This window comes from Hymenobacter sp. BT559, assembly GCF_016427535.1.
Lineage (GTDB): Bacteria > Bacteroidota > Bacteroidia > Cytophagales > Hymenobacteraceae > Hymenobacter.
In genome coordinates this window covers 154,493-167,666 of record NZ_JAELXV010000005.1, presented here as the reverse complement: position 1 = coordinate 167,666, position 13,174 = coordinate 154,493, and the positions used below count along the sequence as shown (strand labels likewise).

Genomic DNA, 13,174 nt, shown 5'->3' with positions numbered 1-13,174 from the left:
CCTAACGATGGGCTCCCCTCTCCCGGAGGGGAGGGGCCGGGGGTGGGGTATACGCTTCTGTTACAGTCTGTTTTTCTCGCTTTTATGTCTAGTAATCAACTTTCGCCCGCGCCACCGGCCGTGACATCTCCCGCGCGCGCTGCCTCGCCGGTGCGGCGCTTTGTGGGCCGCCACATGTACCGCTGGCACCGCATACTGGGACTCATCACGGTGGTGCCGGTGGTGCTGTGGGCACTCAGCGGTATTTCGCACCCGTTGATGTCTAACTGGTTGCGCCCACCCATCGCCCACGAAACCGTGCCCGCGCCGCCGCTGCAAGCGACAGCGCTGACGGTGCCCGCCGCGCAAGTGCTGGCCGACCACCACCTGCCCGCCGTGCAAAACCTGCGCGTGGTGCAGTACCAGCGCCGGCCGTACTACCAAGTCACGACGGCCTCGGGCAAGCTGCGCTATTTCTCGGCTGCCACGAGCCTCGAACTGCCGGGCGGCGACCGAGCCTATGCCGAAGACGTGGCCCGCTACCTGCTAGCCGACTCGACCAGCGCCGTGGCCAGTGCCGAACTCCTGACCCACTTCACTGGCGACTATAAGTTTATCAACCGTCTACTGCCAGTTTGGAAAATCACGCTGGCCCGGCCCGATGGCATGACCGTGTTCGTCGAGACCGGGCAAAGCCGCATGGGCACTTTTAACAATCATGCCCGCGCTACCTTTTTGTGGGTGTTTGGCATGATGCACAACTGGGATTTTCTGGAGGCGCTGCCCCGGCCCCTGCACCTAGGTATTATGCTGGTATTCACTACCATCATCTGGCTGTCGGCGTTGAGCGGGTTGATTATTTATGGCTTTGTACGCCACAAGCTGCGGCAGCCGCGCTCGGCCCAGGATAAGGTGGGCTGGCTGCGTCGGCGGCACCGCACGCTGGGGCTGTGGGTGGCGTTTGTTACGTTCACTTTTGCCATTAGTGCTTCATACCACCTCTGGCAAAAGCTCACGCCTGACCGCCGCAATGATGTAGCGCGCCGCACCACGTTTGGCGCGGCCGAACTGGCGTGGCCGCTCACCCAGGCCCTAGGTGGCCCCGAGCAGGTTACGCAGCTGTCGCTGGCGCGCGTGGGTGGCCAGCCCTACTACCGGCTGGTGAGCAAGAAGGCTGACGGCCAGCCGCAAGTACAGTACCGCAGCACCCGCGATGGCCAACTGCTGCCCGATGGTGAGTTTCGCTACGCCAGCGAACTGGCCCAGGAGTTTAACGCCAAATTGAGTCAGCCCATGAATGCGGCCGCCGCCAGCGCTGAAAGTGGCTCGGCTATGGCCGACTGCTGCGCGCCGCCCGAGCCAGCCATCGCTACGGCCACCAAAACAGCCCTAGGGTTGCCCGCGGCTGGCCCAGCGCCAGCTACGGCCGCGCTGCTCAGCCCTGAACTAATAACCAAGTTTGCCGGCGAATATGGCTTTGTGAATAAACGCCTGCCGGTGGTGAAGCTAGCCTTCGACGGGCCGGGCCACCCAGCGCTATACGTGGAGCCCGCTTCCGGCAAGCTGTCGGCACTCGTCACCGACGGCGACCGGCGCGAGGGGCTGTCGTTTGCGGTGCTGCACAAGTTCTTCCTGATGGACTGGGCCGGCAAAAACGTGCGCGACTTTGTAGCCATTTTCTCGGCCCTAGGGGTGCTGGTAGTCACGCTCTACGGGCTGGTACTGCTCATCCGCACTCAGCGCTAGGGGCTAAAGCGCGAGCAGTGCCTCGGCCTGCTCGCGCAGCACCTGGCGCAGCAGCGGGTCGGTAATCTCACCTTCCTTTGACATAGCTTTACTAATGTTGGGCAGGCGCACACGCTGCGGCAACACGCTGGTACCTAGGTAGAACAGGATGTCGGTGAGATGGCTAAGTGCCAGCAGACCGCCCTGGCTGCCGCTGCTAAGAGCCACCAGCGCCGCCTTCTTGCCGCGGATGCCGCCGGGGTAGGGGAGGGCATCGATAAAGGTCTTGAGCGCGCCGGGGATAGAGCAGTTGTACTCGGGCGCGAAGATGACGAGCTTGTCCGACTGGTCGAGCGGCGCGATGAGGCGGTTAAACTCGTCGTGCCGTCCGGCATTGTGGTAGAGCGCCTCGGTGAGTAAGTCGGCCGGTAGGTCGGTGAGGTCTAGGTACTGGTAAGGTGCGCCGAGCTCATCGAGCAGCGTGGCGTAAAATTCGGCTACGCGCCGAGTGCGCGATTCGGGGCGGCTAGTGCCGACGAGGAGAGTAAGCAAGGGATAATAGGAATAAGGAAGCAATTAGCTACTAGCCAGTAGCCGGCGGGTTTTGTTTTTGAAAAATGAAGCTAACAGCCCCGTTTCTAAAATTAAAAAAGCTTGGTAGCCAGCCCAGACGATAGCCAAGCAGCATTTCGGAGCCTAGGTCGGCTTAGAAATGCTGCTTGGCTATCGTTTTAACGCAAAAAGCAGGTTCCTACTGGCTATTCCAGTAAGAACCTGCTTGTACGCAAAATCAATGGTCGGGGCGCTGCCCGAGCACTCGCTACCCCTACAGCATCACCCCACCGGTCACTTCCAAGCGCTGGCCGTTTACCCAGCGGGCGGCATCGGTGCAGAGGAAGGCGACTACGCCGCCAATATCATCGGGCTCGGCCGTGCGGCCCAGGGCCGTTATCTGAGCTACCCAAGCGCGCATTTCGGGCGAATCTGGCATGGCCCCGCCGCCAAACACCGCGCCGGGCGCAACCACGTTGGCCGCAATGCCCCTAGGGCCCAACTCTACGGCGAGGTAGCGGGTGAAAACTTCCACCGCCCCTTTCATGCTGCCGTAGGCCGAAAAACCCGCATAAGAACTGCGCGCGGATACCGAAGAGATATTGATGATGCGGCCGCCGTCGCGCAGCAGGGGTAAAGCTTTCTGCGTGAGAAAGTACACGCCCTTGAAGTGAACGTTGAGCATCTCATCAAACTGCGCCTCCGTCGTTTCGGCGATGGGTGCGTTCAGGCTGGTGCCGGCATTGTTGATGAGAAAGTCGAACCGGTCGGTGCCAAAGGTATCGGCCAGGGCGGTGGTGACCTGCGTGAAAAATGCCCCGAAAGTGCTCAGGTCAGCGGCATTGAGGGGGAGAGCCACGGCGCGACGACCTAGGGCTTCAATGGCGGCTACCACGGCGGCGGCTTCGGCCTGCTGGCTATGGTAGGTGAGTATGACATCGATGCCCTGCTGGGCGAGTTTGAGGGCCATGTCCTTGCCCAGGCCACGGCTGCCGCCAGTCACGAGGGCGATTTTGGAAGTACTCATACGGAGTGCGTTTGCAGTGTTAAATGAACACGACAAAAGTCCCCTAGGCCGCTTGCGGTGATGTTGTAGGCGCCAATCGGCTTTTTGTATAAATCAAACGAGCACGGCTTCCAGCGTGCGAAACGCGCCGGGGCTCACGGCGGCGTAGCGGCGGAAGAAGTGCGAGAAGTGCGCTACATCGACAAAGCCTAGGCTGTCGGCAATTTGCCAGAGCGTCCAGTCCGTTTGGCGCAGCAGGGCCTTGGCCTCTTGCGCTAGCCGCCCGCCGATGAGGTCGGTGGTGGTGCGGCCGGTGCTGTCCTTGAGTACCTTATTGAGGTGGTTGACGTGCACGGCTAGGTGGTCGGCAAAGTCCTTGGCGGTGCGCAGCGGCACGCGTTGCTGGGGCGTGGTGAGCGGAAACTGCCGCTCTAGTAGCTCCGCAAAGCGCGATGTGAGCCGGGCCGCCGCTGAGTGGGCAGGGTGCAGCGCGGTCGTGGCCTGCCGCTTCTGGCCTAGGTGCAGCAGCTCCAGCACGTAGGCCCGCAGCAAGTCGTACTTGTGGGCGTAGTCGGAGGCTAGTTCCTCCTGCATCTGGCTGAAAATGGTTGCCGTTCGCGCTGCTTCGGTCGGTGTTAGTTGGAACACGAGGTAGCCATCGGCCCGAAACAGAGGTAGCTCGTCGGGGGTAAGGCCGCCGAGGACCGGCAGCAAAAACTCGGCGCTATACAGGCAGAACTGCCCCTGCTGCACCTCGGCGGGCGACCACTGAAACGATACCTTTGGCGTCGAAAATACCAAGGTGTCGGGCTTGATGTCAATGGTTTGGTTGGCGTACTCGGCGCGGCTCCGGCTACGCAACAAACTGATTTTGTAGAAAGAGCGACAAGGATAGGACATGCCCGGCCGCAGTTGGCTAGTCTCCCAGAAGTCGGCTAAATCAAATACGTTGAAGTGGCCAACCTCGCGCTGAATACCGCCGGGCAGCAGCTTGCTTAGGTCGAGGCTGGTGCAGGGAGCTAGCTCCTGGTAAAGGGTATGTAGCGTGGTAGTCGTCATGGCAGCGGGCTGCTTGTAAGATTCAAAGCTTCCGGAACTTCCACCAGAGCAAAAAGTTTGCTGGTTCCCGAGTTCTGTGTGAGCATGGTGCGGCCTATTGCACGCTCTCGGCCACTTGCAGCGGCGGGCTAGGTACCTCCACGTTAGGCGTGCGGGGGAATGCCAGGAAGTGCGAAACCTGCGGCGGCTTGGGCCCGCGATGGAACCGCCGCACCTCGGCTTCTACGGCCTGGTCGTCGCGTGTGAAGCGGCGGTGCTGGCGCAAGTGCTCACCCCAGGTAGCCACGTAAAAGAACTCGGTGAGGCGTGTGGGGTCGGCCACGTCGGCAAAGACGCCGGCTCGCAGTGCCCCATCGCGCAGGCGCAGGCGGCGCAGCTGCTGGGCTGCCTCGCGGAAAGCGGGCCAGTCGGCGGGGGCCACGTTGTAGGCTATCATCACCACCACGGGGCCATCTTCAGGGTCGATGCCTTCGCCTTCGAGCGTGCCGGGGGCGGGGTCGGTCCAACTATCGGCCGGCGCTAGGTCGAGGCCCTCGGGCTGGTGAATAGAGAACGGAATGGCCAGTAGCAGACTAGCCAGCATCCAGCCGGCTGCTACCAGCAGGGCCGTTTGTAGACTGATGCGGTCGGCCAATTCGCCCCAGGCCACGCTGCCTAGGCTCATACCCGCCTGAAACGTCAGCATATAAATACTCACTACCCGCGCTTGCACCCACTTGGGCACGTGCAGCTGCACGGTGGTGTTAAAGCTGGTCATCACAATCAGCCAGCAGGTGCCCGACACGAACATCACTGGGAACAGCCAGTACTCGCTTGGCACCAGCGCCAAAGCCAAGTTGGTGCCCACAAAGCCGATGGAACCCAGCAGCACCCGCTGGTTCATGGTAAGCTGCTGGCCAGCGCGTCCCATGAGGAAAGCCCCCGTGATGGCGCCCGCGCCCAGCCACGACAGCATGACGCCGTAGGTGCCCGAGCTGAGGTGCAGCTGCCGTGCCACCACCACGCTCAGCAGCGCCCACATAGCGCTGGCCCCGAATGAAAACGCAAACGTGCGCACCAACACCCCATAAATAGCCGGCGAATACTGCACATAGCGCAACCCCGCCCGCAACGCACCCGTGAAGTTTTCGGCCGGGCCACTGCTAGGTTCGGCCTCACGCTGCCAGCGGTATACCACCAGCCACGTGCCGATAAAGGAGATGCCATTGAGCATAAAAACGTAGCCCGGCGAGTAGTAGGCGATGATGAGCCCACCTAGGGCCGGCCCAATGGCGCGGGCGATGTTGTTGCTGACGCCATTGAGCGTGATGGCAAACGGCAGTACCGGGCGCGGCACCAGCTCGGTAGCCACGGCCTGCCACACCGGCCCATTTAGGGCCGCGCCCATACCTAGGAGAAATGTGAAGCCCAGCACCTCCAGCGCCGTGATGTGCCCTGTAAACGTGAAGGCCCCTAGGCTAAACGCCACTATCGCCATAAAGCCCTGCGTGGCCAGTAGCAGCTTGCGCCGGTCGATGAGGTCGCCGATGGCGCCGGCCGGCATGCTCAGCAAAAAGGCCGGCAGGCTAGTGGCTGTTTGCATAAGGGCCACCAGCAGCGCCGAGGTGGTGAGCGTAGTCACGAGCCACACGCCGGCCACGTTCTGCATCCAGGTGCCTACGTTCGATACTACCGAGGCTATCCAAATAGCCCGAAACAGCGCATAAGTAAAGGGCGTGAGAAAGGAGGGCTTGGCAGCCGCAGGAGCTGGGGACATGGGTAAGAAGTACTAGCAGATGATGGCAATGTCCTCGCTGCGCTGTGCTTGCAAAGACAAATAGCTCACTTACGTACCGGCACTTCTTTGAGATAAAGCGGCATCGGCAAATAAATCTTAGCTGCGGGCTGCATAGGCTGGTGCACCACCAGCGCCCGGCAGTGACTGGTGCTCATTTTGCCATCTAGCTCAAAGGCGATGCCCAGCTTCACGTTGTCGTAGAGGTAGCGCGGGCCGGCCTTGAGCTGGTAGCTGGTGGCCAGCGGCAGCTTGCCGTAGCACTCCTCAATCTGGCGCAGCGTCGAGCCATTGCGCAGCCCATTGGCTAGGCGAAAGTAGGTAGATGTAGCCCGCACCACCTGCACCGATTTGTGAGCGTCTTGGCCCGGTATCATGGTGGTGTACACGTCGAGTTGGGCGGGCGGGTGGCCCGTGCCAAACCACGTGGCCCAGCACTTCTGCATAGCCGCGTCGCTGTAGGCGGCAGGTCCTAGGTTGGCCAGCGTGGCCGCATCGGCTCCCAGCCGGAGGTTGCCCAGGCTCTGGCCCGGTACCACGAGCTGGGCTGGGGTGGGCGGGGGCACAAACGAGCAGAGCCCAAGCAGGGGCAGAAGCAAGGTGTAGCGCATAGTGCGCTGGTTACGCAAGCTGGGCGGGGCGAGTTAAAGCTCGGCGCTTATTCTACCACGAGGTCGTACTTGGCGAGTAGACCTGGCAGCCCGGCCAGCGCAAAGCGCGCCCCGGTAAGGATATTGGCCTCGGGGTCGAGAGCGTAGTTGGTGGCCGTCGTAAAATCGGCCCCCGCCAGTAGGGTGTTATGAAAACTTGTCCGCGTGAGGTCGCACCCCGCGAAGGAGGCGCTGCTGAGGTCGGTGTTGGTAAAATCGGCCTCGTCGAGGGTGCACTGCGCGAAGCGGGTGCCCGCCATACGCTTGCCCCCAAAGGAGGCGTAGCGCAGCTGGCAGCCATCGAAGTGCACACCAAATAGCATGTCTTGGCACGCACCAAAGTTGACACCCAGTAGCTTGCAGTCGGCAAACGCCACGTTTTGCAGCGCCGTGCCGCCGAGCCGGGCCGTAGTCAGGTTGCAGCGCTCAAAAAGGCAGTCCTCAAAGCGCAGCCCACTGAGGTCAGCCTCGGCTAGCTCACAGCTTATGAAGTGAAACTGTTCGAACTCGCGACCTAGGGCTAGCAGGCGCCGTGTATCGAGGCCCGTAAGCACTTGGTCGGCAGGAAAAGAATCGGGCTTGCGGAGGGCGGCGGGCTTGCGGCGCGGTTTCATAGGTTGAGGCAGGAAAGATGGCAAAAAGCTAACCTAGGGCCGACTCCCGCAGTTTAAGGCAACTGGATGGGTAGCCTCGGCGCTAGTACCTTGCGGCGATTATAGGTATTGCTGTTCTATTATCTTATGGCTGCGCGCACTATTTATTTTAAAAACAACGCCGGTTGCCTCTGGGAGGAGCCTGAAGCATACATCCGCCTCGAATATTACGCTGGTGTGCGTAGCGAAACGCAGTTTCAATCGCTGCTCACGCACGCCCAGCAAGCTATGAAGCGCCACGGCTGGAGCAAAATGCTCGTTAATCAGCAGGCCATGAACGCCTTCACACCCGCCGAAGAAACCTGGATGATAAATGAGTGGCTGCCCCGCGCCGTGCGCGAGGCTGGCTACCGCTATGGCGCTGTGGTGGTGGCCCACAACGTATTTGCCCGCCTTGCCATGACGGGTATTGTCATGACCAGCCGCAAGCTCGGCCATCAGTACCGCAACTTCGAGCACGAGCCCGAAGCCGTCGCTTGGCTGCTAGCGCAGCAGTAGTAGTCAATTAACAATTAAGAGTGCCTTTCTCCTGTCATGCTTCGTTGCGCGCTGCATGACAGGAGAAAGGCACTCTTAATTGTTAATAATTCTTAAACCTGTCCGGCCAGCAGGTCCTCAAAGGTTTGGCGGCGGCGGATGAGGCGGGGAGCCTCCTCGCCATCGAGCAGAACTTCAGCGGGGCGCAGGCGCGAGTTGAACGAGCTGCTCATCTCAAAGCCGTAGGCGCCAGCGTTGTGGAAGGCCAGGATGTCGCCTTCGCGCACCTCGGGCAGCAGGCGGTCCCAGGCAAAGGTGTCGGTTTCGCAGATGTTGCCCACCACCGTGTACAAGCGCTCGGGGCCGTCGGGATGCGAGAGGTTGGAGATGTAGTGATAGGCATCGTACATCATGGGCCGGATGAGGTGGTTGAAGCCCGAGTTAACGCCCGCAAACACGGTAGCCGTGGTGTGCTTCACGGTCGAGACCTCCACCAGCAGGTAGCCGGCTTCGCTCACCAGGTACTTGCCGGGCTCGAACCACGCCTCCAGCGGACGGCCGTATTCTTGCTCAAATTCTTGAAATGCCGCGGCCACTTGCTGACCCAGGCCCGCCACGTCGGTTTCGGGGTCGCCGGGCTTGTAGGGCACTTTGAAGCCCGAGCCTAGGTCCAAAAATTCGAGCTGTGGGAAGCGACGGGCGGCATCGAACAAGATATCCAGCGCCCGCAAAAACACTTGTACGTCTTTGATTTCGGAGCCCGTGTGCATGTGCAGGCCGCGCACGTGCAGGCCGGTGCCCTTTACCACGCGCTCGAGGTGGCGCAGCTGGTGAATGCTGACACCAAACTTGCTGTCGATGTGCCCGGTCGAAATTTTGTAGTTGCCGCCCGCCTCGATGTGCGGGTTCAGGCGCACGCACACGGGGTAGGAGCCCCCAAACGTGGTGCCAAAGCGCTCGAGCAGCGAGAGGTTGTCGATGTTGAGGTTCACGCCCAGCTCTTTGGCCTCGACCAGCTCGCTGAAGGCGACGCTGTTGGGGGTGAAGAGAATGTTCTCGGGCTGGAAGCCCACGTGCAGGCCCAGCTTTACCTCATTGATGCTCACGCAGTCGAGGCCCGCGCCCTCGGCCAGCAGCACCTTCAGCACGGTCACGTTGGTGAGGGCTTTACAGGCGTAGAAAAAGCGCGTGGGGTGGCCGCTAAATGCGGTGGTCAGCTTCTGGTACTGGCGCCGAATGGTAGCGGCCTCGTACACGTAGAGCGGGGTGCCAAACTGCGCGGCGGCGGCCAGCAGGGCGGAAGCAGGAGATGCAGACATGAAACGCAAACTAAAAAGGCGGCCGGGCCGCGTTCTCAAAGGTACAACAGCCCGAAACTCGGCCCACTAGGTACAAGCCAGGCTCGTCCGCAAAAATGTGCCCCCAGCCCCCTAGGTAGGAGACTGGGGGCAAAAGCGACAGGTATAGGCTACCTGCCAACCCTAATAAACAACCGTAATCGGCCCGGTAAACGATTTGCCATTGCCGAGGGTGATAAGGTAATAGTAGGTGCCAACGGGCGTGGGCTGGCCGTTGATGATGCCATTCCATTCGCGGCTGCGGCTGTAGTTGGCAGTTTCAAAAACCTTGGCTCCCCAGCGGTTAAATACGGTGACATGGTTGTTGGCATATTGGTCGATGTTGTCGATTTGCCAGGTGTCGTCGCGGCTGTCGCCATTGGGCGAAAAGGCATTTGGAATGCGCACGTGGGGCAGCACCGTTACCGTAACGGTGCTGGTGTTGCTGCAGTAGCCGGCGCCGGCCGCAAGGGTGTAGGTGGTAGTAGCCAGGGGCGCAACCACGGGCCGCAGCTGGTTGCCGGCCCCAAGCGTCAGGGTGGGCGAGGGCGACCAGCTCACGGGGTAGTTACCATCGGCGGTGCCTTCCAGCACCACTGTTTCGCCTTCCATGATGGTTTTGTCCAGGCCGGCACTTACCTGCACGGGCGCCGTAACGGCCACGCGCACGGCCGCCGAGGTGGCAATGGTTGGCTGGCCGCAGGCATTGGTGGTGCGCACTACCAGGGCCACAGCCTGGCCATCGCGCAAGGTGCTGCTGGTAAAGCTGGGGCCAGTGGCGCCGGCTACTTCTATGCCATCTACTTGCCATTGGTACTGCGAGCCGGCGCTGGCATTGGCGGCTTGGCCCACGCCAAAGGCGATAGGAGAACCTAGGCACGCAGGCATCGCGGTTTGCAGTTGTATAGTGGCAGTGGGGGCGGGCACGGGCGTCAGGCTTACGCGCGCGGTGGCCACCGCGCCGCCGCTGGTGCAGAGGCCGTTCGTCGGGGTCAGCTCTACGCGCACCAGGTCGCCATCGGCCAGCGTGCTGCTGGTGTAGCTAGGGCCAGTGCCCACGGCCGCGCCGTTCACAAGCCACCGGTAGGTGGGAGCCGGGCCGGCATTGATGGGCGTGGGCACGAAGGTGAAGGCCATGCCGGCGCATTGAGCCGGCAGCGTGGGCAAGGCTACGGCAGTAGCCAGCAGGGGCCGAGCAGTTAGCAGCACCACATTAGAGTAAACTGGGCCGCAGGCGCCCGCTGTGGCGCGCCGCCGAAAATACGTAGTGGCAGCCACCGGGCCAGGCGCGTAGGTGAGGCCCGTGGCGTTGGCCAGCGCCGCCCAGGTTAGGTTATCGGAAGACGACTCCCACTGATAGGCGTAGGTACCGGTGCCACCCGTGGCGGGGGCCGTGCTGGTAAGCGGTGCCGGCACGGCGCCCGCGCATACCGTTTGGTCAGCCCCGATGGTACCCGGCGCCACGGCGGGCAGCACCGTCACGGCCACCGTGCTGGTCGCGGCGCAGCCGCCAGCGTTGGTCAGGGTCAGGGTATAGGTCTGCGTAGCGGCGGCGCTGGTCGCGTTGGGCAGCGTCACGGTTGGGTTGGCCACGGTGCTGCTGCTTAGGCCCGTGGCCGGACTCCAGCTATAGGTGAGACCCGCCACCGGGGCGCTGCCGAGCTGCGCGCTGCCACCCGAGCAAAAAGTAGCGGCCGCGCCTGGCACGGCTGTTGGCGGGGGCAGCACCGTTGCGACCACTGTGCTGCTAGCTTGGCAGCCGTTGGCATTGGTCACAGTCAGGGTATAGGTCTGGGTGATGGGGGCGCTGGTGGAGTTGGCTAGGGCCACGGTGGGGTTGGCTACAGTGGCGCTGCTGAGGCCCGCGGTGGGGCTCCAGCTATAGGTGAGACCGGCCACCGGGGCGGCGCCAAGCTGCATGCGGCTGCCCGGGCAGCTAGTGGCCGCCGCGCCCGCCGTAGCCACCGGCAGCGGGCTCACCGTGATGGTAACCTGCCCCACGGCGGGGCAGCCATTAGGTGCCGTGCCCGTGACGGTGTAGGTCGTGGTTTGGGTGGGGCTGAGCACAAAGGGCCCAGTTCCACTCAGAGGGGTGGGCCCGCCCGCAACGGTGTAAGGGGCCGTGCCGCCGCTCACGCTGAGGGTAGTGCTGCCGCCCTTGCAAATAGCCTGGGAGCCGGTCAGCGTCAGGGCCGGGGCCGGGCTCACCACTACGTTGCTGGTAACTTGGCTTAGCGGGCAGCCCGCCTGCGATATGCCCTGCGCCGTGATGGTGCCGGCGCCGGCCGCGGGCCAGCGCACGGTTACGGGGTTGGCGGTGGCGCTACCCACGATGGTACCGTTCGTCACGGTCCAGTTGATGGTGGCCGCGGTGCCGCCGCTGGCGGTATAGGTTTGGGTGGTGTTCAGGCCACACACGGCCAGGTTGCCCGCAATGGCGGTGGGCCCTGTGGGCTTCACTACCATTATGCGCAGCACATCGCTCGCCAGCTTGCCCGCGCAGCCGACGTCTTGCAGCACCAGCGTAACATCATAGGGCGTGGCCCGGGCCTGGGCGCAGGTGGGAGAAAACACGAACGTGCCCGCTACCGTGCCGCCGGCGGTGCTGGCCACCGTGTAGGCTCCTACGGGGCTGCCTGCGTAGGTGTTGGTGCCGGGGTTATTGGCAAAGGAGGCGTCGTGGCCGCCTAGGCCGTCAAGCAGCACGCTGGTTGCGGTCAGTGTCAGGGGGTGGGCCGCCGGCTGCGTGCCCGTTATCGGAATGCGCAAGGTGCTGCCCGCCTCAATAGTGTAGCTGCGGGGCATAATGGCCGCCGTCGGCAGCACGGGCGGGTCCACGGCCGGGCACAAGCCCACTAGTAGTTGGATATCGCGCCGGGTAGTGCCCAGCGATACCTCTACGCCGTTGATGGTGCGGTACTCCGTCACATCTACCGCAATGCCGTAGCGGTTGCCTACGGTGGGTCCCCCCACATATTTGGTAACCCCCGTGCTAGGGTCAATTTTGGCGAAGTATCCGGCACCGGTGCCCAGCGGAGAAGTAGCCGAGTAGCCCCCCGAAGAAGTGTAAGGCACATAGTTGCCGGCCAGCGAGAAGGTAGGGTTGTTGGCCAAGTAGTTATAAGGCTGGCCAAAGGTGTACTCCAGCCGGTCGCCATCAGCATCCACTGCGTTGTTTAGCACCACGGTGGTATCGCTCGCGCAAATCAGGCCCACGGCATTGCCAGTAAACACCGGCGAACTGTTAGGAATGCTGGGAGGGGCCAGGGTGCAGTAAAGGCTGAGCTGGTAGCCGCTGCTGGCGTTGCCACCACCCGCCAGGTTGTTGATGTCCGCATTGCGGCCGCCCCCAGGGGCAGTTACTATATAGTAGCCCGCGCTCGAAGCGGGCAGGCAAATAACACCCACAAATTTTTGCAGCTGGTAGGGCTGCGACGCGCCCGTAATAGTGCAGCCCGCCGGCACCGCAATGCTGGTGCAGGCACTAATGCTAGGCTGCGTAAACTCTACGCTCAGGCCCGCTACCGAGGCATTGCTGGAGCCTAGGTGGGCGGGAGCGGCCACGACGCGGGCCCCAGTGGCTTTGTCGTAGATGAATAGGTCTAGAAATGAGGTCGTGACCGACCGGTGGCAGGCCACATACACCGAGGTGGTAACCTCATAGCGGTGCGGCGCAGCGGCCGGGCCATCGGCCCCTAGGTACTTATACGTCATTTCGCCACCTAGCAAGTGGCTGGCCTGCACCGACTGGGCCGCGCCCAGCAGCAGTAGCAGCAGCCACGGTAACGAAGGAAAACGACGGAGTAGTGGTGCAAGCATAACAAGCGGTAAGGGGGTGGAAGGCAGGTTGGCAAGTGCGTAGCGCGGCCGGGCTGTGGCTCGGCGTTGGCAGCACCCGCATAGTATAGAGGAATAGAAAAAGGTCCGCTGTAAAGCAAGGCTTATAGTCACATTAGCAGCTC

At 62.4% G+C, this 13,174-nt stretch carries 10 protein-coding genes; 2 read left to right on the top strand and 8 right to left on the bottom strand.

What is annotated here, in order from left to right:
• Nucleotides 1-84 precede the first annotated feature (84 nt).
• Nucleotides 85-1,725, top strand: a complete 1,641-nt coding sequence (locus JAO77_RS16985; protein WP_198991605.1) for a PepSY domain-containing protein — start codon at nucleotides 85-87, stop codon at nucleotides 1,723-1,725.
• Between the two features lie 3 nt (nucleotides 1,726-1,728).
• Here the strand turns inward: JAO77_RS16985 and JAO77_RS16980 are convergent, their stop codons facing one another.
• From JAO77_RS16980 to JAO77_RS16955, 6 genes are all read right to left on the bottom strand, one after another.
• Nucleotides 1,729-2,256, bottom strand: coding sequence for an NADPH-dependent FMN reductase (locus tag JAO77_RS16980; protein ID WP_198991604.1), 528 nt, complete (start codon nucleotides 2,254-2,256; stop codon nucleotides 1,729-1,731).
• A gap of 274 nt (nucleotides 2,257-2,530) precedes the next feature.
• Complete coding sequence (locus JAO77_RS16975; RefSeq protein WP_198991603.1) at nucleotides 2,531-3,283, bottom strand: SDR family NAD(P)-dependent oxidoreductase; 753 nt, start codon at nucleotides 3,281-3,283, stop codon at nucleotides 2,531-2,533.
• A gap of 93 nt (nucleotides 3,284-3,376) precedes the next feature.
• Nucleotides 3,377-4,321 (bottom strand): helix-turn-helix transcriptional regulator, encoded by a 945-nt coding sequence (locus JAO77_RS16970; protein WP_198991602.1) that lies wholly within the window; start codon nucleotides 4,319-4,321, stop codon nucleotides 3,377-3,379.
• A gap of 94 nt (nucleotides 4,322-4,415) precedes the next feature.
• The gene (locus JAO77_RS16965; protein WP_198991601.1) at nucleotides 4,416-6,077 is read right to left on the bottom strand and encodes an MFS transporter; all 1,662 of its coding nucleotides are present in this window, start codon (nucleotides 6,075-6,077) and stop codon (nucleotides 4,416-4,418) included.
• A 65-nt stretch (nucleotides 6,078-6,142) separates the two neighbouring features.
• Nucleotides 6,143-6,706: a hypothetical protein gene (locus tag JAO77_RS16960; protein ID WP_198991600.1), complete on the bottom strand. Its 564-nt coding sequence runs from the start codon at nucleotides 6,704-6,706 to the stop codon at nucleotides 6,143-6,145.
• Between the two features lie 47 nt (nucleotides 6,707-6,753).
• Nucleotides 6,754-7,359 (bottom strand): pentapeptide repeat-containing protein, encoded by a 606-nt coding sequence (locus JAO77_RS16955; RefSeq protein ID WP_198991599.1) that lies wholly within the window; start codon nucleotides 7,357-7,359, stop codon nucleotides 6,754-6,756.
• Between the two features lie 126 nt (nucleotides 7,360-7,485).
• Between JAO77_RS16955 and JAO77_RS16950 the strand changes: the two genes are divergently transcribed.
• Nucleotides 7,486-7,896, top strand: coding sequence for a hypothetical protein (locus JAO77_RS16950; protein WP_198991598.1), 411 nt, complete (start codon nucleotides 7,486-7,488; stop codon nucleotides 7,894-7,896).
• 92 nt (nucleotides 7,897-7,988) lie between these two features.
• On the opposite strand, the gene lysA is transcribed toward JAO77_RS16950, so the two are convergent.
• Together lysA and JAO77_RS16940 are read right to left on the bottom strand one after the other, a co-directional pair.
• A complete protein-coding gene (gene lysA / locus JAO77_RS16945; RefSeq protein ID WP_198991597.1) occupies nucleotides 7,989-9,194 on the bottom strand; it encodes a diaminopimelate decarboxylase in 1,206 nt (401 codons plus the stop codon).
• 162 nt (nucleotides 9,195-9,356) lie between these two features.
• Nucleotides 9,357-13,031, bottom strand: a complete 3,675-nt coding sequence (locus JAO77_RS16940) for a DUF8696 domain-containing protein (RefSeq protein ID WP_198991596.1) — start codon at nucleotides 13,029-13,031, stop codon at nucleotides 9,357-9,359.
• Nucleotides 13,032-13,174 lie beyond the last annotated feature (143 nt).